The sequence below is a fragment of the Pantoea sp. UBA6567 genome, from assembly GCF_002434165.1.
Classification (GTDB): Bacteria; Pseudomonadota; Gammaproteobacteria; order Enterobacterales; family Enterobacteriaceae; genus Pantoea; species Pantoea eucrina.
Map to the genome: position 1 here is coordinate 379588 of NZ_DJJN01000006.1, position 18195 is coordinate 397782.

Genomic DNA, 18195 nt, shown 5'->3' on the forward strand with positions numbered 1-18195 from the left:
AAGTTTCCCTTAAGCACGCCGATAACCTTCATATGTTGCGGGCGCCTGCCGTCCGCACAACTGCACTGATGACTGCCAGCCCGGTTAACGGGAAAGAAAGGAACCGAGATGTCCAGTATAATTAACTCCGCAATGAGCGGGCTGAGCGCCGCACAGGCCGCATTAAGCACCACCAGTAACAACATCAGTAACTATACCGTGGCGGGCTACTCGCGGCAGACTATTCTGCTGTCGCAGGCTAACAGCACGCTGCAGGGCAACAGCTATTATGGCAACGGCGTGAATGTCAGCGGCGTACAGCGTGAGTATGATGAGTTCATCACGACGCAGCTGCGTGGCTCCAGCGCCAGCTACAGCGCGGTCAATACCCAGCATAATCAGATCTCCAATATCGACGATCTGCTCTCTACGTCTACCACCAGCCTCTCAACATCGATTCAGAGCTTTTTTACCAACGTACAGAACGTGGTCAGTAACGCCAACGATCCGTCAGCGCGTCAGTCGATGCTGAGTTATGCCCAGGGGCTGGTTAATCAGTTCCAGACCACGTCGCAATACCTTAATAACATGCAGACCAGCGTGAATACCGATATCGCTGCCAGCGTCGATCAGGTCAATACCTTTACACGCCAGATTGCCGACCTCAATACGCAGATTGCAAAGCTCACCACCGGCGGTGGCGCTGCGCCTAACGATCTGCTGGATCAGCGCGATCAGCTGGTCAATAGTCTGAACAACGTGGTGGGCGTGAAAGTTGCGCAGCAGGATGGGAGCTATATCGTCTCAGCAGGCAATATCACCCTGGTTAACGGTCGTAATGCGACCAGCCTGGTGGCGATGCCTTCGGGCGCCGACTCTACGCGCCTTACCGTTGGCTACAGCGACAAACAGGCCGGTAACGTAGCGATCCCGGAAAAAACGCTGACCACCGGCTCGCTGGGTGGATTGCTGGCGTTTCGTACGCAGGATCTGGACGGCGCCCAGAACCAGCTGGGCCAGCTGGCCGCAGCGTTTACCACCGCATTTAACGACGTGCATCAGGGCGGTTTTGACAGCGAAGGCAACGCAGGAAAAGCGTTCTTTACTATCGGCAGTCCGGATGTGGTCAGCAACCTGAAAAACACCTCAACGGCATCGGTCAGCGCCAGCTGGAGTGACGCCAGTGCCCTGAAAGCGTCCAACTATACCGTTAGCTATGAGAGCGGCACCTGGTCCGTTACCCGTGCTGCCGATAACGTGCGTTTTGACGTAGCGCCGGCGGCCGACGGCACGCTGAATTTTGATGGTCTGCAGCTGACGGTCAGCGGCAGCGCGAAGAGCGGTGACAGTTTTCTGGTTAAGCCGGTACAGAACGTGATTGGCGGCATGTCGGTTGCCATCACCAGCGAGTCAGAGATCGCAGCAGCAGCAGCGAAAGGCAGCGGCGAAAGCGACAACCGCAACGCACAGAAGCTGCTCGATCTGCAGGACAGCAAGCTGGTTAACGGAAATGCAACGATTGCGCAGGCTTATGCCAGCCTTGTCAGCAGCGTAGGTAATAAAACCAACTCGCTGGAAACCGCCAGCACCACGCAGAAAAACGTGGTCACGCAGCTGAACAACCGGCAGCAGTCCGTCTCCGGCGTTAACCTTGATGAAGAGTACGCCAACCTGACGAAGTATCAGCAGTTTTATATGGCGAATGCGCAGGTATTGCAGACCGCCAGCGCGGTGTTTAATGCGCTGATGGGCATTCGCAGCTAAGCAGAGGAGAGAAGAAAGTGCGTCTTAGCTCAAGTATGATTTTTGACCAGCAGGTGCGCGGGATCACCGACTCGCAATCCTCCTGGCTGAAGGTAGGCCAGCAGCTGGCAACCGGGCTGCGGGTCAGTAATCCCTCTGACGATCCTATCGCAGCCTCACGCGCGGTGGTGCTGTCACAGTCGCAGGTAAAAAGCAGCCAGTATGCCACGGCACGCAGTTTTGCTAATCAGAGCCTCTCGATGGAAGAGAATGCGCTCTCCAGCGTGGTCAGTACCATACAGGATGCGCAGACCACCATCGTAAATGCCTCCACCGGCACCCTGAGTGATGAAGATCGTGGCTCCCTGGCTACGCAGCTGGAAGGGCTGCGCGCGCAGTTGCTGAACCAGGCAAACAGTCAGGATGGTAACGGGCGCTATATTTTTGCCGGCTATAAGACCGATGCGCCGCCGTTTAGCGATAGCAGCACCGGCGTGGCCTATGTGGGCGGAGATGAGCCGATTACGCAGAAAGTCGATGAAAGCCGCACCATGCAGGTGGGCAGCACCGGTAAGTCCGTGTTTATGGCGATCACCAGCAATGCAAAGCCAGAGCCTGATAACGGCACCAGCGAGACCAGCCTGTTCAGCATGCTCGACAGCGCAATTGCCGCGCTGAAAACGCCGCAGGATAACGCGGACGACGCCACAAAGCAGGCGTTTCAGGCCGCAATGGATAAAACCAACCGCGGGCTGAGTAACTCACTTAATAACGTGCTGACGGTACGTTCTGCTGTGGGGATCCAGATGGCTGAGGTGAGTGCGCTCAATCAGCAGGGTGACGATCGCAATACCATCATGACCACGCAGATGAGCGATCTGGTACAGGTTGACTACACCCAGGCGATCTCCAGCTACACCATGCAGCAGACAGCCCTGCAGGCGTCGTATAAAACCTTTAGCGATATGTCAAAGATGTCGCTGTTCCAGCTTAATTCGTAACTGACCTGACATTCAGCGTACTTAACCGGGTGCGCTTGTTTTTCCCATCGCCTTCGCGGGCGGTGGGTTTTTTTTGGCTGCGGTTCAGGCCGCTCCCGGTAAACAGCAGGCAATAAAAAACCCCGGACCAGCCGGGGTTTTGTTTTTTTATCCGCGCAGAGTTACACGCTGTCCGGACGGGTTGCCGGTGCGGTAGCCTGATGCGTCGCGCTGTGACCACCGGCAGAGCCGCGGCCTTCAAAGCTGAACGGCGGACGTACCCAGTCGCTGTGACGTGCCGGCTCTGGTTCCCAGGCCGGTGCTGGCGCGCGGGTCATTGGTGCCGTGGCGTGCAGCTTAAAGCGTGACTCTGACTGTTCAACTGACACATCGCGTGCCGGAACCGGCGCATGAGGTTCAGCCACTGGCGCAGCAGGGGCTTCCGCCGCGACTGGCGCTGACAGCACCTTTTCAACCTGCGTTTCAACAGCAGGAGTCACATCCGCCGGTGCCTGTTCTGCTGCGGCAGCGGCTTCGGTCACAGTTGGCTGTACCGCATCCTGCACAGCAGGCTGTGGCGCTTCTTCTGACACGTTCTCAGTTACGATCGCAGGCTCGGCTTCCGCAGCCGTCTCCTGCGCCACCGCTTCATCGGCGGCAGAGATAACGGCAGGCTCATGATCAACCGGCGCGGCAACAGGGGTCAGGTCATCGGTGTTTACCACTGGCACTTCGGTGTGCGCCTGCGGTTCAGCCTGATGTACAACCTCTGACGTTTCAGGCTGCGGCACGCCCGCTGAGGCGGCTTCGGCAGCCACCGGCAGCGCGTCTGCTGCATCCTGATAACCATATTCGGTCATTTCGTTCAGCGGCGCCTGAGAGGTGAACTGCTCGTGCGTCTGCGTAACCGGATAGGAAACCCAGACTTTACCTGATGCCATCTCTGGCGAGGCGGCTGCAGCTTCAAGCGGCATCGGCGACTGCAGCGGATAGCGCTCATCGCGATAGCGACGGCGGCGCTGACCACTGACGCGCAGATGACGCGGAGAACGACGTGAACGGCGTGGCATGTTCGCGCCTTCACGGTTCTCGTTATCATCCTGCTCATCACTCATTTCCGGCTGCTCAGCGGTGTTAACCGGCGGTGCAATCTCCGCTGCTGCCTCTGGCTGCGCTGCGGCTGGTGATGCTTCCATAACCTCGCCACTGCGGATACGCTGAGTCAGCTGACGCGGCTTGCGACGTGGCATGACCTGAACGCGCTCTTCTTCCTGTACCGCTGCGTCAACTGCAGGGATCTCTTCGGTTGTAACGGACTCAACGGCTTTCTCTTCCTGCTGCTGAGCACGCTTCTCTTCCTGACGACGACGCTGACGCTCGGCACGCTGTTCGCGACGTTGCTGCTGCTGTTCATCGCGCTGCTGCTGCTGCTCTTCAGTCAGGACCGGGCGCTCGGCACGCGGCTCGTTCGGACGCTTGTTGCGACGATTCTCCTGATTGTCACGCGGTTCACGATTTTCACGTGGCTCACGGGCTTCACGCGGCTCGCGCGCTTCACGGGGCTCACGGGCTTCCCGTGGCTCGCGCGCTTCGCGCGGCTCACGGTTCTGAGCCTGCTCGCCGTTACGCGGCGTACGATCGCGACGATTATTGTTGCGACGGTTACGGCGTTCACCACGCTGCTGCGTGCTGCTCTCTTCTTCTGCCGGCTTACTCGCCTGCTGAGGCTGTGCTTCCGCCGGGGCTGCTGCCGGAGTATCATCTGCAAACAGCTTTTTCAGACCGTTAAGCAGACGACCCACCAGACCCGTACTGACGGTGGCAGCCGCAGCCGCAGGACGCGCTGTAGCCTGTGCGGTTGGCTCGCTTTTCGCTGCAGGTTTTTCGGCAGTGACTTCAACCGGTGCAGGCGGGGCATCTGGCATCACAAAGGCGGCCAGTGCAGGCTGTTCCGGACGACGGCGCTCGGCGTGATCCTCTTCTGATGGCAGTGCCATTTCAGCTTCGTGCAGCTTCGGCAGATGATAAGAGAGCGTTTGTGTCTCTTCACCTTTGCGCACGCGCAGCACGGAGTAGTGCGGCGTTTCCATTTGATCGTTAGGCACGATAATGGCGCGTACGCCACCCTGACGCTTCTCGATCGCACTCACCGCTTCACGTTTTTCGTTCAGCAGGTAGGAGGCAACCGGCACCGGCACAATGGCGTGTACTTCTTTGGTGTTATCTTTCAGCGCTTCTTCTTCAATCAGACGCAGAATAGAGAGTGACAGTGATTCGTTATCGCGGATGGTACCCGTACCGCTACAGCGCGGGCAGACGTGATGGCTCGACTCACCCAGTGACGGGCTGAGACGCTGACGCGACATCTCCAGCAGACCAAAACGGGAGATATGGCTAATCTGAATGCGTGCACGATCCTGACGTACCGCTTCGCGCAGCCGGTTCTCTACGGCGCGCTGATGACGGACCGGCGTCATATCGATAAAGTCGATAACGATCAGGCCACCGAGGTCGCGCAGGCGCAGCTGGCGGGCAATCTCATCGGCTGCTTCAAGGTTAGTATTGAAGGCCGTTTCTTCGATGTCGCCGCCGCGGGTTGCACGAGCGGAGTTGATATCGATCGCGGTTAACGCTTCGGTGCTGTCGATAACAATTGAGCCGCCAGAAGGCAGACGGACTTCACGCTGGAAGGCGGACTCGATCTGCGACTCAATCTGGTAGTGGCTGAACAGCGGAATTTCACCGGTGTAGAGTTTGATCTTGCTGCTAAAGTCAGGGCGGCCCAGCGCAGCGATATGCTGACGCGCCAGCTCCAGCACTTTAGGATTATCGATAAGAATTTCACCAATGTCCTGACGCAGGTAGTCGCGGAAAGCGCGCACAATGACGTTGCTTTCCTGATGGATCAGGAAGGGTGCAGGACGGCTCTCTGCCGCTTTTTTGATCGCTTCCCAGTGCTTGAGACGGAAGCTCAGATCCCACTGCAGCGACTCAGCTGATTTTCCCACGCCTGCGGTGCGTACAATCAGGCCCATGCCTTCCGGCAATTCCAGCGCGGAAAGTGCCTCTTTCAGTTCAGTGCGGTCATCGCCTTCAATCCGGCGGGAGATGCCTCCGGCGCGCGGGTTATTAGGCATCAGAACCAGGTAGCTGCCTGCGAGAGAGATAAAGGTAGTAAGTGCAGCGCCTTTATTACCGCGCTCTTCTTTATCAATCTGAACGATCACTTCCTGGCCTTCACGCAGCACATCTTTGATGTTAGGACGGCCGTGCGCGTTGTAGTTAGCTGGGAAGTATTCGCGGGAAATTTCTTTCAGAGGGAGGAAACCGTGACGCTCAGCGCCATAATCGACAAATGCCGCTTCAAGGCTGGGTTCAACGCGGGTGATTTTACCTTTGTAGATATTGGCTTTTTTCTGCTCGTGTCCGGGGCTTTCGATATCCAGATCGTACAGACGCTGACCGTCAACAAGGGCAACGCGCAACTCCTCCTGCTGAGTTGCGTTAATTAACATTCTTTTCATCGTGACTTACTCGTTATTCTCACATGAGTGATAAAGCTGCGGGCATCGTTACCCTGGACGAGAATCAACCGATGGCCCCGTGTCTGCATGCACTGACGTCAACCTCACGGTTGTCGGCGGCTAAAGGGGCGCAAATCTTGTCGGTGGCCTGCTTTTCATAAGGAAAACCAGCGCCTGAAGGTGGAAATAATACAAAATTTTTGAAAATCCACACATCCCAGTCTGTTGTCCAGGCCGCAACCCGCAGCCCGCTAAGTGCCTGATAAAGCATCACGTCTTACGCCATTGCAGCGTGCTCGTTTTATCCGGCAAATTACCTTAATTTCGCTCTTTTTCTGCCCGAATCTTTCTGGTGCAGAAACAGCAGCATTATTCCACTGCTCACCCGCATATAGCAAGGCGACTTTTGTCGAGCTGTGAAGTTTGTAGGCTCTTAACCTGTTCATTTGCGGGGCTAATCGGCAGTTTGCCGAAAAAGCCACCGTTTTGAGCGGTCAGAAGCCTGAAACCAGAGAGAGTTAAGCACAGAAAAAGGGGTGGCGCTATCAGGGGACACTATTTAGAATCGCCGGCATGAAAACAGAGAATCCCGGCGTACATTTTGTCGCCATCACGGCTGAAAATGCCGGACAACGTATAGACAACTTTTTGCGCACCCAGCTCAAAGGGGTGCCAAAGAGCATGATTTATCGCATTCTGCGGAAAGGCGAAGTGCGGGTAAATAAAAAACGCGTGAAGCCTGAATATAAGCTTGAGGATGGCGATGAAGTCCGCGTACCACCGGTGCGGGTCGCAGAGCGGGAAGAGCAGGCCGTGTCGCCAAAGCTTGATAAAGTCGCGGCGTTAGCGGATGCCATTCTGTATGAGGACGATCATCTGCTGGTACTGAATAAGCCGTCCGGTACGGCAGTACACGGCGGCAGCGGCCTGAGCTTTGGGGTTATTGAAGGGCTGCGGGCACTGCGTCCGGAGGCGCGTTTTCTGGAGCTGGTACACCGGCTGGATCGCGACACCTCAGGCGTATTGCTGGTGGCTAAGAAGCGTTCGGCGCTGCGCTCATTGCATGAGCAACTGCGTGAAAAGGGGATGCAGAAAGATTATCTGGCGCTGGTACGCGGCGACTGGCCTTCTCATCTGAAAGTGGTGCAGGCTCCGCTGCTGAAAAACATTCTGCAGAGCGGAGAGCGGGTAGTGCGCGTCAGCGCAGAAGGCAAGCCTTCAGAAACCCGGTTCAAAGTAGAAGAGCGTTTTGGGCTGGCGACGCTGGTTAAAGCCAGCCCGGTGACCGGCCGCACGCATCAGATCCGCGTGCATACCCTGCATGGTGGCCATCCGATCGCCTTTGACGATCGCTATGGCGATCGCGAATTTGATCGTCAGCTGGCTGGCACGGGGTTATCGCGCCTGTTTCTGCACGCGGCAGCGCTGACGTTTACGCATCCTGCCACCGGCGAAACATTACGCATGGAGGCGCCGCTGGATGCGGCACTCAGACACTGCCTGACCAGACTGCGGCAGAAAAAAAGCTGACGATACCGGCATCAGCCCAGCGGGTTGATGCCGGCCTTAATCAGCAGCTGATTAAGTGCAATCAGCGGCAGCCCGACCAGCGTATTCGGGTCGCGCCCCTCCAGCCTGTCGAACAGACAAATGCCAAGTCCTTCGCTTTTAAAGCTGCCGGCGCACGCCAGCGGCTGCTCCAGCTCAACGTAGCGCGCTATCTCCTGACTGCTCAGCGTGCGGAAGTGCACTGTAAAGGGCTCATAGAGCACAAACTGCTGCCGGCTGGCGGGCTGCAGCAGCGCCAGCCCGGTATAAAACACAATCGCTTTTCCGCTCGCCTGAGCCAGCTGGCGGCAGGCGTTTTCGCGGGTGTGCGGCTTGCCGGCGATAGCGCCCTCCAGTACGCACACCTGGTCGGAGCCGATAATCCAGCGATCCGGAAACTGCGCAGCCAGCGCCTGCGCTTTGGCCAGCGCCAGGCGCTGCACCAGTTCAGGCGCACTCTCTTCGGGCTGCGGGGTCTCATCGCAGTCAGGCGCAGCAGTCACAAACGGTACGCCAAGCTTGCTGAGCAGCGCCTGACGAAACGGGGAGGTTGAGGCTAAAACCAGTGGCATCATCATTTTTTTACAGAATAGATAGCGTAAACATGACGGGCATTTTAAACTATGCGCCGCACTGGATGCGAATAGCAGGTGAAAGATGCCGTAAAACGGCCTTTTTCTTTGACTCTAAGACGTTACAAAGTTAATATGCGCGCCCTATGCAAAAGGTAAAATTACCCCTGACGCTCGATCCGGTCCGCGCCGCGCAAAAACGCCTGGATTATCATGGTGTTTATGCACCTGAATTGGTGGCGCGTCTGGCCGAAACGGTCGTGAGTGTGGACAGTGATGTGGAATGTACCATGTCGTTTGCGGTTGACAACCAGCGCCTCGCGGTTCTGCAAGGAACGGCGGATGTGCAGGTGACGTTAATGTGTCAACGCTGCAACCAGCCATTTCCGCAAGCTGTACACGTAAGCTATTGCTTTAGTCCGGTCTCTTCTGACGACCAGGCTGAGGCACTACCGGAAGCCTACGAGCCGGTTGATGTCAACGATTTTGGTGAGATCGACCTGCTGGCAGTGATAGAAGATGAGCTCATCCTCGCACTGCCGGTGGTTCCGGTGCATGATTCTGAACACTGTGAAGTGTCCGACGCGGACATGGTCTTTGGTAAGCTGCCTGAAGAGGCAGAAAAACCAAATCCATTTGCCGTATTAGCCAGTTTAAAGCGTAAGTAATAGGAGTAAGGTCCATGGCCGTACAACAGAATAAACCAACCCGTTCCAAGCGTGGCATGCGTCGTTCGCACGATGCCCTGACCACTGCCGCTCTGTCAGTAGATAAAGTTTCTGGCGAAACTCATCTGCGTCACCATATCACTGCGGATGGTTACTACCGCGGTCGCAAGGTTATCACCAAGTAATTCTTTGCGGTTACGCAAGGCGATACCTTGACACGTTTGACCCTGGCAGTTGATGCCATGGGCGGGGACTTCGGTCCCTGCGTGACAGTGCCTGCAGCCTTGCAGGCACTGGCCTCTCATTCGCAGCTGGTTCTTCTTCTGGTCGGCGATCCCGACACAATCTCGTCATTTCTTGCCAAAGCGGATTCCTCACTTTTGAGGCGTGTGCAGGTTATCCCTGCCGAATCGGTTATTGCAAGTGATGCGAAGCCTTCGCAGGCCATCCGTCAGAGCCGTGGCAGTTCTATGCGCGTGGCGCTGGAGCTGGTTGTGGCCGGTAAGGCGCAGGCCTGTATCAGTGCCGGTAATACCGGTGCGCTGATGGGGCTGGCTAAACTCCTGTTAAAACCGCTGGACGGCATTGCACGTCCGGCACTGATGACCGTTCTGCCCCATCAGCAGCAGGGCAAAACGGTCATTCTTGATCTGGGGGCTAACGTCGACTCTGACAGCGATATGCTGGTGCAGTTTGCCATCATGGGAGCTGTCATGGCGGAAGAGGTGCTGGAGATCCGGCAACCGCGCGTTGCGCTGCTCAATATTGGTCAGGAAGAGACCAAAGGGCTTGAGTCGATTCGCGCCGCATCTGCGGTTCTGCGGGCAAGCCCTCAGATCAACTATATTGGTTATCTTGAAGGTAACGACCTGCTGACCGGCAAAACAGATGTGCTGGTGTGCGATGGCTTTGCCGGTAATGTAACGCTGAAAACGATGGAAGGTGTGGTGCGGCTGTTTCTGTCGCTGCTGAAATCGTCAGGCGAAGGTAATAAAGGTAAAGGGACCTGGTGGCTGAAACTGCTGGGACGCTGGCTGAAAAAGCGTATGATCAGGCGTTTCGGTCATCTAAACCCCGACCAGTATAACGGCGCTTGTCTGTTAGGATTGCGCGGAACAGTGATCAAAAGCCACGGCGCGGCCAATATTCAGGCATTCGCTGTGGCGATAGAACAGGCAGAGCAGGCGGTGCGTAAGCAAGTTCCCGAAAGAATTGCCGCGCGCCTTGACGCTGTATTAGCCAGGAGTGACAAAGCGTAGATGTATACCAAAATTATCGGAACAGGCAGCTATCTGCCTGAACAGATCCGCACCAATGCCGATCTGGAAAAAATGGTGGAAACCTCAGACGAGTGGATTGTCACCCGTACCGGCATTCGCGAGCGCCGTATTGCTGCACCGGATGAAACGGTTGCCAGCATGGGCTTTAACGCCGCACAGCGCGCGCTGGAAATGGCCGGCGTTGCCGCCAGCGACATTGGTCTGATTATCGTCGCCACAACTTCATCCAGCCACGCGTTCCCCAGCTCCGCATGCATGATTCAGCAGATGCTGGAGATAAACGACTGCGCAGCCTTCGATCTTGGCGCCGCCTGTGCCGGCTTTACCTATGCGCTGAGCGTTGCCGATCAATATATTAAAAACGGGGCGGTTAAACACGCGCTGGTGATTGGTGCTGATGTCCTGGCGCGTACGCTTGATCCCAGCGATCGCGGGACAATTATTTTGTTTGGCGACGGCGCGGGCGCCGTGGTACTGGGCCAGAGCAGCGAGCCGGGTATCCTCTCGACCCATCTGCATGCCGATGGCCGCTATGGCCAGCTGCTGACCCTGCCTTATCAGGATCGCGCGCGTCAGGATGAACCTGCCTACCTGACCATGGCGGGTAATGAAGTCTTTAAAGTTGCGGTAACCGAGCTGGCGCATATCGTTGATGAGACGCTGCAGGCGAATAATCTCGATCGCAGCGCGCTCGACTGGCTGGTGCCGCATCAGGCAAATCTGCGCATTATCAGCGCAACTGCCCGTAAACTCGGCATGGGCCTGGACAAAGTTGTGGTCACGCTCGATCGTCACGGAAACACCTCTGCGGCTTCGGTGCCGAGCGCGCTGGATGAAGCAGTGCGTGATGGCCGCATCAAGCCGGGACAACTGATTTTGCTGGAAGCCTTTGGTGGTGGTTTTACCTGGGGTTCTGCGCTGGTACGCTTTTGATTGACAGGAAGGACAGATGACGCAATTAGCTTTTGTTTTCCCGGGACAGGGATCTCAGACCGTTGGCATGCTGGCTGAACTCGCTGCTGACAACCCTCAGGTTGAAGCGACGTTTCGCGAAGCGTCTGATGCGCTGGGCTACGATCTGTGGCAGCTGGTTCAGCAGGGGCCGGCTGAAGAGCTGAACAAAACCTGGCAGACGCAGCCCGCTTTGCTGGCAGCTTCAGTCGCTATCTATCGCGTCTGGCAGCAGAAACAGGGCGCTCAGCCGGTGCTGCTGGCAGGCCACAGCCTGGGTGAGTACTCGGCGCTGGTTTGCGCAGGCGTGCTGGCGTTTGCAGATGCCATTAAGCTGGTAGAACTGCGCGGCAAGCTGATGCAAGAGGCGGTTCCGGAAGGGACGGGAGCTATGCAGGCAATTATCGGTCTCGATGATGAGGCGATTCGTAAAGCCTGTGAAGAGAGTGCGCAGGGTGAAGTGGTCTCGCCGGTGAATTTCAACTCGCCAGGCCAGGTGGTGATTGCCGGTAACAAAGACGCCGTTGAGCGTGCTGGCGCTGCCTGTAAAGCGGCCGGCGCGAAACGTGCGCTGCCACTGCCGGTCAGCGTGCCATCGCACTGTGCGCTGATGAAGCCTGCTGCAGTTAAGCTTGCTGTTGCGCTTGAAGAGATCGCCTTTAATGCGCCAGATGTGCCGGTAGTGAATAACGTTGATGTCAAATGCGAAAACGATGCTGCGGCTATCCGCAACGCGCTGGTACGTCAGCTTTATAGCCCGGTACGCTGGACCGAATCAGTACAATTTATTGCAGAACAGGGTGTGACTCAGCTGCTGGAGATGGGTCCGGGCAAAGTCCTGACCGGTCTGACCAAACGGATTGCTGATAACCTGACGGCTACTGCCGTGAACGATCCTGCGTCGCTTTCTGCGGCTCTCTCTCAGGAATAAGAGGAAAATCATGAATTTTGAAGGTAAAGTTGCGCTGGTAACGGGCGCAAGCCGCGGTATTGGCCGGGCCATTGCAGAGACACTGGCGGCGCGCGGCGCAAAAGTTATCGGCACAGCAACCAGCGAAAGCGGAGCTGAAGCCATCAGCGCCTATCTTGGCGACAACGGCAAAGGCCTGGCGCTGAACGTGACGGATGCAGCCTCTATCGACGACGTGCTGGCAAAAGTGCGCGCTGAATTTGGCGAAGTGGATATTTTAGTCAATAATGCAGGCATCACGCGTGACAATCTGCTGATGCGCATGAAAGATGATGAGTGGGATGATATTCTTAATACCAACCTGACATCAGTTTTCCGCCTCTCCAAGGCGGTCATGCGTGCCATGATGAAAAAACGTGTGGGCCGTATCATTACCATCGGTTCTGTAGTTGGGACCATGGGTAACGCGGGCCAGGCTAACTACGCTGCAGCAAAGGCGGGTTTAATTGGCTTTAGCAAATCACTGGCGCGTGAAGTCGCGTCACGTGGCATTACCGTAAACGTCGTGGCTCCGGGCTTTATTGAGACGGACATGACGCGTGCACTGAATGAAGATCAGCGCTCGGGCATTCTGGCAGAAGTGCCTGCAGGCCGTTTAGGCGACCCGCAGGAAATTGCCAATGCTGTTGCATTCTTAGCCTCTGACGAAGCAGCCTACATCACAGGTGAAACGCTGCACGTCAATGGCGGCATGTACATGGTCTGATAATCACGAAATCATTTGCATTATTTGCGGTAAACACCGCAGAATAGCGCAAAATCGTGGTTCGACCAGCCGGGATTTTGTTGCATCTTTTTCACCATTTTATACACTACGAAAACCATCGCGAAAGCGAGTTTTGATAGGAAATTAAATAGTATGAGCGATATCGAACAACGCGTTAAGAAAATCGTAGCTGAGCAGCTGGGCGTTAAAGAAGACGAAGTGGTTAACACTGCTTCTTTCGTTGAAGACCTGGGTGCAGATTCTCTTGACACCGTTGAGCTGGTAATGGCTCTGGAAGAAGAGTTTGATACTGAAATTCCAGACGAAGAAGCTGAGAAAATCACTACCGTTCAGGCAGCGATCGATTACGTCACTAGCCATCAAGGCTAATGAATATCTTCAGGCGGTCATATGACCGCCTGAGTTTTATGTTTGCCCCACATAGCGTTATTTTTCCCTCCCTGGAGGACGAACGTGTCTAAGCGTCGTGTAGTTGTGACCGGTCTTGGCATGTTGTCTCCTGTCGGCAATACCGTAGAGTCTACCTGGAGTGCTCTCCTTGCCGGTCAGAGCGGCATTACCCTGATCGACCATTTTGATGCCAGTGCTTATGCAACGCGTTTTGCGGGCCTGGTGAAAGATTTTAATTGTGATGAGTACATCTCGCGGAAAGATCAGCGCAAGATGGACGATTTCATCCAGTATGGTATCGCGGCTGGCATTCAGGCTATGGCGGACTCCGGTCTGGTCGTAACTGATGAGAATGCCGGACGTATCGGCGCGGCTATTGGTTCAGGTATTGGCGGACTGGGTCTGATCGAAGAGAACCACAGCTCGCTGGTTAAAGGCGGCCCGCGCAAAATCAGCCCGTTCTTCGTACCTTCTACCATTGTTAATATGGTCGCCGGTCATCTCACTATTATGTATGGCCTGAAAGGCCCGAGTATTTCGATTGCAACGGCCTGCACCTCAGGCGTACATAACATCGGCCACGCTGCACGTATCATCGCTTACGATGATGCTGATGTGATGCTGGCGGGTGGCGCAGAGAAAGCCAGTACGCCTCTGGGCGTTGGCGGCTTTGGCGCGGCGCGTGCGCTCTCAACACGAAACGACAATCCGCAGGCGGCCAGCCGTCCGTGGGATAAAGATCGTGACGGGTTTGTACTGGGTGACGGCGCCGGTATTGTGGTTCTGGAAGAGTATGAGCACGCCAAAAAGCGCGGTGCGAAAATCTATGCTGAAATCGTTGGTTTTGGCATGAGCAGCGATGCTTACCACATGACGTCACCGCCGGAAGATGGCTCAGGCGCCGCTGCAGCGATGGTCAACGCGCTGCGTGATGCCCGACTCGACCCGGCTCAGATCGGCTATGTTAACGCGCACGGCACCTCTACGCCAGCCGGTGATAAAGCTGAAGCGCAGGCGGTGAAATCCGTATTCGGCGCGTCAGCGCACAGCGTGATGGTCAGCTCGACCAAATCGATGACGGGTCACCTGCTGGGTGCTGCCGGTGCCGTAGAAGCGATCTATTCGGTTCTGGCGCTGCGCGACCAGGTTGTACCGCCAACCATCAATCTGGATAATCCGGATGAGGGTTGCGATCTGGACTTTGTGCCGCATACGGCGCGTCAGGTTAGCGGTCTGGAGTATACACTATGTAACTCCTTTGGATTTGGCGGCACCAACGGCTCGCTGATCTTCCGCAAGGTATAATCGCTATTCTGCCGAACAGAGGCCCGCAATGCGGGCCTTTTTTCTGATCTGCTCTTCAGCACAACTGTCCGGGCAGGCGAGATCATTTCAGGGCTGACTGCCTGAGGAGCGCGCGGTGTGGATTAACGGTATCCCGCAAACAATGCTGCCGGTCAGCGATCGAGCTGTCCAGTTTGGCGACGGCTGTTTCACCACGGCCGCGGTGCGTAACGGCAGCGTCGTGATGGCTGAGGCGCATCTGCAGCGCCTGGAGCAGGGGTGCAGGCAGCTTCTGCTGCCGCTGCCCGACCTGACGCTGCTGGCAGATGAAATGCGTTGCATTGCGCAGGGTCACGACCGGGCAGTGATGAAGATCATCCTGACGCCGGGAGCTGGCGGACGCGGCTACAGCCGGCGCGGCTGTCAGGACCCGGTGCGCATCCTCTCGCTCTCCCCCTGGCCGCACCATTACGCCGCGCTGCAGCAGCAGGGGGTGAGGCTGATTACCAGCCCGGTGCCGCTGGCGCGCAATCCGCTGCTGGCGGGCATCAAACATCTCAACCGGCTGGAGCAGGTGATGATTCGCCACCACCTTGATGAGACGGATGCTGATGAGGCGCTGGTACTGGACACCGCGGGATGCGTGGTAGAATGCTGCGCTGCCAATCTCTTCTGGCGCCGCGGCAACCAGATTTTTACGCCTCACCTTGGCCAGGCGGGCGTAAACGGCATTATGCGACGTTTTCTGATGGCGCAGCTGGCGGCCAGCGGCCAGGCTTGTCAGGAAATCAGCGCGCCGCGCGAAAGCGTACTTGGCGCTGATGAAGTCGTGATCTGTAATGCACTGATGCCGGTGCTGCCGGTGCTGCAAATCGATAACATTATTTTCAGTGAACGCACGCTGTACCAGCAACTTTTTACCTGTTGCCAGAAAATGGACGTAACATGAGTCGAATCAAAAAAATTATTGCGGGCGCGGCAGTTATCGCTGCCGCCGCTGCCGCGTTTAGCTACTGGCAGGCAGAGCGCCTGGCAGATACGCCGCTGACCATTCACCAGGAAACGCTCTATACGCTGCCGGCGGGTAGCGGACGCGTTGTGCTGGAAGCGCAGCTGGAGAGCCAGCATATTATTCCGCACACTATCTGGTTTGGGCCGTTGCTCAGGCTGCAGCCGGAGCTGGCGGAGTTTAAAGCGGGTACCTACCGGCTGGAACAGGGCATGACCGTACGTCAGCTGCTGCAGCTGCTGGCCAGCGGTAAAGAGGCGCAGTTTCCGCTTCGTTTTATCGAGGGCTCACGCCTCAGCGAGTGGCTGAGCGAGCTGCGCAAAGCGCCTTATCTGAAGCATACGCTGCCGGACGACAGCTTTGCCAGCGTAGCGGCGGCGCTGAAGCTGGACGCGGCACAGCTTGAAGGCAGCTTCTATCCCGACACCTATCTCTATACTGCCAATACTACGGACGTCGCGGTGCTGACGCGGGCGCATATCCGCATGAACAAGCTGGTCGATGAGGTCTGGCAGACGCGCATGGCGAATCTGCCCTACAAAGCGCCGCGGGATCTGGTGACGATGGCGTCAATCATCGAGAAAGAGACGGGCGTAAGCGAGGAGCGCGCGCGGGTAGCGTCAGTATTTATTAATCGTCTGCGGACCGGAATGAAGCTCCAGACCGATCCCACCGTTATCTACGGGATGGGTGAGCGCTATAACGGCACGCTGACGCGCAGCGATCTCGACACGCCGACCGCCTATAATACCTACAGCATCAGCGGCCTGCCGCCGGGACCGATTGCGATGCCCGGACGCGCCTCGCTGGAAGCCGCTGCGCATCCGGAAAAGAGCAGCTATCTCTATTTTGTTGCGGATGGCAAAGGCGGGCATACCTTTACCACCAACCTTGCCAGCCATAACCGGGCGGTACAGGCTTATCGTCAGGCGCTGAAGGAAAAAAATGAAGAGTAAGTTTATTGTCATTGAGGGGCTGGAAGGCGCCGGCAAAACCACCGCGCGCGAGGCGGTGGTGGAAGTTTTGCAGCAGCACGGTATCCACGACATCGTCTTTACCCGTGAGCCGGGCGGCACACCGCTGGCGGAACAGCTGCGGGTGCTGGTAAAGCAGGGTATTGAAGGTGAACAGGTTACCGACAAAGCGGAGCTGCTGATGCTCTACGCCGCCCGGGTGCAGCTGGTGGAGAACGTGATCAAACCGGCGCTGGCGCGCGGCGCGTGGGTGGTGGGCGATCGTCACGATCTCTCTTCGCAGGCGTATCAGGGCGGTGGCCGTGAAATGGATGCCGCGCTGATGACCACGCTGCGCGATGCGGTGCTGGGCGATTTTCGCCCCGACCTCACGCTTTATCTCGATGTGACGCCGGAAATCGGATTGCAGCGCGCCCGTGCGCGCGGCGCGCTGGACCGCATTGAGCAGGAGTCGCTGCGCTTTTTCGAGCGGACCCGCGCGCGCTACCTTGCGCTGGCGCAGGCGGACGCCAGCATCGTCACTGTTGATGCAACGCAGGCTATCGATGAGGTGACAACGTCACTTAAAGCGGCCCTGCATCGCTGGCTGGCCGGGCAGCGCCCATGAACTGGTATCCGTGGCTGAACCAGCCCTACCGGCAGATTATTGCCCGTCACCAGGAGGGCGCAGCGCATCATGCGCTGCTGCTGCAGGCAGCTGAAGGTATGGGGGATGACGCGCTGGTGTGGGGCGTTAGCCGCTGGCTGATGTGTCAGCGGCGGGAAGGCGCTAAAAGCTGCGGCACGTGCCACGGCTGTGAACTGATGCAGGCGCATACGCATCCGGACTGGTATCGGCTGGAAGCAGAAAAAGGAAAGGCGTCGCTGGGCGTGGATGCCGTGCGCGACGTCACGGAAAAGCTCTATCATTTTGCGCAGCAGGGCGGTGCGAAAGTGGTCTGGCTGCCGGACGCCGCGCAGCTGACGGAAGCGGCTGCCAATGCGCTGCTGAAAACGCTGGAGGAGCCACCCGCAAACTGCTGGTTCTTTCTCAGCGTGCGTGAGTCCTCCCGGTTGCTGGCTACGCTGCGCAGCCGCTGTCTCAGCTGGCCGCTAATTCCGCCGGAGGAGTCGCAGAGCCTCGCCTGGCTGGGCCGTGAAGTAACACAGCCAGAAGCGGCGCTGCGCGCTGCGCTGCGTCTGAGCAGCGGTGCGCCCGCCGCAGCGCTGGCGCTGCTGCAGCCCGCGCGCTGGCAGACGCGTCAGGCACTGTGCGATACGCTGATCGCGGTGCTGAATGATGACATTCTGCAGCTGCTGCCTGCGCTGAACAGTGATGACGTGGCCGATCGCCTCAGCTGGCTTATCTCGCTGCTGGTGGACGCCATGAAAATGCAGCAGGGTGCTGCGGCGTGGCTGAGTAATGGTGACCGGCCTGATGTGGTGACCGCGCTGGCCCGGCGGCTGAACAGCAGTGCCCTGAACAGCAGCGCACAGCAGTGGCTCGCCTGTCGTGAGCAGCTGCTGCACGTGACGTCGCTTAACCGCGAACTTATTCTGACCGACCGGCTGCTGGCGTGGAGCCGTTTACTGGCACCGCCTGTCATCAGCCCGTAA

General features: G+C 57.3%; 18 protein-coding genes. 15 read left to right on the plus strand and 3 right to left on the minus strand.

Going from position 1 to position 18195, the window contains the following annotated elements:
• Nucleotides 1–108 precede the first annotated feature (108 nt).
• Together flgK and flgL are read left to right on the plus strand one after the other, a co-directional pair.
• Complete coding sequence (gene flgK / locus B4M48_RS07780) at nucleotides 109–1743, plus strand: flagellar hook-associated protein FlgK (protein ID WP_039383813.1); 1635 nt, start codon at nucleotides 109–111, stop codon at nucleotides 1741–1743.
• A gap of 17 nt (nucleotides 1744–1760) precedes the next feature.
• A complete protein-coding gene (flgL, locus tag B4M48_RS07785; RefSeq protein WP_039383815.1) occupies nucleotides 1761–2723 on the plus strand; it encodes a flagellar hook-associated protein FlgL in 963 nt (320 codons plus the stop codon).
• Between the two features lie 161 nt (nucleotides 2724–2884).
• On the opposite strand, the gene rne is transcribed toward flgL, so the two are convergent.
• Together rne and B4M48_RS07795 are read right to left on the minus strand one after the other, a co-directional pair.
• Nucleotides 2885–6226, minus strand: coding sequence for a ribonuclease E (gene rne, locus B4M48_RS07790; RefSeq protein ID WP_286877256.1), 3342 nt, complete (start codon nucleotides 6224–6226; stop codon nucleotides 2885–2887).
• 64 nt (nucleotides 6227–6290) lie between these two features.
• Nucleotides 6291–6500 (minus strand): hypothetical protein, encoded by a 210-nt coding sequence (locus tag B4M48_RS07795; protein ID WP_139074200.1) that lies wholly within the window; start codon nucleotides 6498–6500, stop codon nucleotides 6291–6293.
• Between the two features lie 299 nt (nucleotides 6501–6799).
• Between B4M48_RS07795 and rluC the strand changes: the two genes are divergently transcribed.
• The gene (rluC, locus tag B4M48_RS07800) at nucleotides 6800–7756 is read left to right on the plus strand and encodes a 23S rRNA pseudouridine(955/2504/2580) synthase RluC (protein ID WP_104084769.1); all 957 of its coding nucleotides are present in this window, start codon (nucleotides 6800–6802) and stop codon (nucleotides 7754–7756) included.
• Between the two features lie 11 nt (nucleotides 7757–7767).
• Here rluC and B4M48_RS07805 read toward each other — a convergent pair whose 3' ends face one another.
• Nucleotides 7768–8352: a Maf family protein gene (locus tag B4M48_RS07805; protein WP_039383826.1), complete on the minus strand. Its 585-nt coding sequence runs from the start codon at nucleotides 8350–8352 to the stop codon at nucleotides 7768–7770.
• A gap of 140 nt (nucleotides 8353–8492) precedes the next feature.
• Here B4M48_RS07805 and yceD point away from each other — a divergent pair, with 140 nt between their 5' ends.
• The 12 genes from yceD (at nucleotide 8493) to holB (ending at nucleotide 18195) form a co-directional block, all read left to right on the plus strand.
• Nucleotides 8493–9014 carry a 23S rRNA accumulation protein YceD gene (gene yceD / locus B4M48_RS07810; protein ID WP_039383829.1) on the plus strand — a complete coding sequence of 174 codons (522 nt, stop codon included), beginning with the start codon at nucleotides 8493–8495 and terminating at the stop codon, nucleotides 9012–9014.
• A 14-nt stretch (nucleotides 9015–9028) separates the two neighbouring features.
• Nucleotides 9029–9199 carry a 50S ribosomal protein L32 gene (gene rpmF, locus B4M48_RS07815; protein WP_007885783.1) on the plus strand — a complete coding sequence of 57 codons (171 nt, stop codon included), beginning with the start codon at nucleotides 9029–9031 and terminating at the stop codon, nucleotides 9197–9199.
• A 27-nt stretch (nucleotides 9200–9226) separates the two neighbouring features.
• Nucleotides 9227–10273, plus strand: a complete 1047-nt coding sequence (gene plsX, locus B4M48_RS07820; protein ID WP_113655736.1) for a phosphate acyltransferase PlsX — start codon at nucleotides 9227–9229, stop codon at nucleotides 10271–10273.
• Nucleotides 10274–11227, plus strand: coding sequence for a beta-ketoacyl-ACP synthase III (locus B4M48_RS07825; protein ID WP_039383834.1), 954 nt, complete (start codon nucleotides 10274–10276; stop codon nucleotides 11225–11227).
• 16 nt (nucleotides 11228–11243) lie between these two features.
• On the plus strand, nucleotides 11244–12176 hold the full coding sequence (fabD, locus tag B4M48_RS07830) for an ACP S-malonyltransferase (protein WP_071668737.1): 933 nt from the start codon (nucleotides 11244–11246) through the stop codon (nucleotides 12174–12176).
• Between the two features lie 10 nt (nucleotides 12177–12186).
• A complete protein-coding gene (fabG, locus tag B4M48_RS07835) occupies nucleotides 12187–12921 on the plus strand; it encodes a 3-oxoacyl-ACP reductase FabG (RefSeq protein WP_039383840.1) in 735 nt (244 codons plus the stop codon).
• Nucleotides 12922–13074: 153 nt separating this feature from the next.
• The gene (acpP, locus tag B4M48_RS07840; RefSeq protein WP_039383843.1) at nucleotides 13075–13311 is read left to right on the plus strand and encodes an acyl carrier protein; all 237 of its coding nucleotides are present in this window, start codon (nucleotides 13075–13077) and stop codon (nucleotides 13309–13311) included.
• An 84-nt stretch (nucleotides 13312–13395) separates the two neighbouring features.
• Nucleotides 13396–14637, plus strand: a complete 1242-nt coding sequence (fabF, locus tag B4M48_RS07845) for a beta-ketoacyl-ACP synthase II (protein WP_039383844.1) — start codon at nucleotides 13396–13398, stop codon at nucleotides 14635–14637.
• Between the two features lie 115 nt (nucleotides 14638–14752).
• A complete protein-coding gene (gene pabC, locus B4M48_RS07850; protein ID WP_071668738.1) occupies nucleotides 14753–15565 on the plus strand; it encodes an aminodeoxychorismate lyase in 813 nt (270 codons plus the stop codon).
• A complete protein-coding gene (gene mltG / locus B4M48_RS07855) occupies nucleotides 15562–16581 on the plus strand; it encodes an endolytic transglycosylase MltG (RefSeq protein ID WP_039383848.1) in 1020 nt (339 codons plus the stop codon). Before pabC ends, mltG begins: the two co-directional genes overlap by 4 nt.
• On the plus strand, nucleotides 16571–17206 hold the full coding sequence (tmk, locus tag B4M48_RS07860; protein ID WP_039383850.1) for a dTMP kinase: 636 nt from the start codon (nucleotides 16571–16573) through the stop codon (nucleotides 17204–17206). The genes mltG and tmk overlap by 11 nt, the downstream gene beginning before the upstream one ends.
• Nucleotides 17203–18195: a DNA polymerase III subunit delta' gene (gene holB / locus B4M48_RS07865; protein ID WP_250340982.1), complete on the plus strand. Its 993-nt coding sequence runs from the start codon at nucleotides 17203–17205 to the stop codon at nucleotides 18193–18195. Before tmk ends, holB begins: the two co-directional genes overlap by 4 nt.

Bases quoted from the DNA above. Each gene is read 5' to 3' on its own strand.
- mltG (WP_039383848.1), top strand. From the start codon at position 15,562: ATGAGTCGAATCAAAAAAATTATTGCGGGCGCGGCAGTTATCGCTGCC.
- rne (WP_286877256.1), bottom strand. From the start codon at position 6,226: ATGAAAAGAATGTTAATTAACGCAACTCAGCAGGAGGAGTTGCGCGTT.
- tmk (WP_039383850.1), top strand. From the start codon at position 16,571: ATGAAGAGTAAGTTTATTGTCATTGAGGGGCTGGAAGGCGCCGGCAAA.
- holB (WP_250340982.1), top strand. From the start codon at position 17,203: ATGAACTGGTATCCGTGGCTGAACCAGCCCTACCGGCAGATTATTGCC.
- acpP (WP_039383843.1), top strand. From the start codon at position 13,075: ATGAGCGATATCGAACAACGCGTTAAGAAAATCGTAGCTGAGCAGCTG.
- yceD (WP_039383829.1), top strand. From the start codon at position 8,493: ATGCAAAAGGTAAAATTACCCCTGACGCTCGATCCGGTCCGCGCCGCG.
- B4M48_RS07825 (WP_039383834.1), top strand. From the start codon at position 10,274: ATGTATACCAAAATTATCGGAACAGGCAGCTATCTGCCTGAACAGATC.
- fabD (WP_071668737.1), top strand. From the start codon at position 11,244: ATGACGCAATTAGCTTTTGTTTTCCCGGGACAGGGATCTCAGACCGTT.
- rpmF (WP_007885783.1), top strand. From the start codon at position 9,029: ATGGCCGTACAACAGAATAAACCAACCCGTTCCAAGCGTGGCATGCGT.
- fabG (WP_039383840.1), top strand. From the start codon at position 12,187: ATGAATTTTGAAGGTAAAGTTGCGCTGGTAACGGGCGCAAGCCGCGGT.
- rluC (WP_104084769.1), top strand. From the start codon at position 6,800: ATGAAAACAGAGAATCCCGGCGTACATTTTGTCGCCATCACGGCTGAA.
- B4M48_RS07805 (WP_039383826.1), bottom strand. From the start codon at position 8,352: ATGATGATGCCACTGGTTTTAGCCTCAACCTCCCCGTTTCGTCAGGCG.
- flgK (WP_039383813.1), top strand. From the start codon at position 109: ATGTCCAGTATAATTAACTCCGCAATGAGCGGGCTGAGCGCCGCACAG.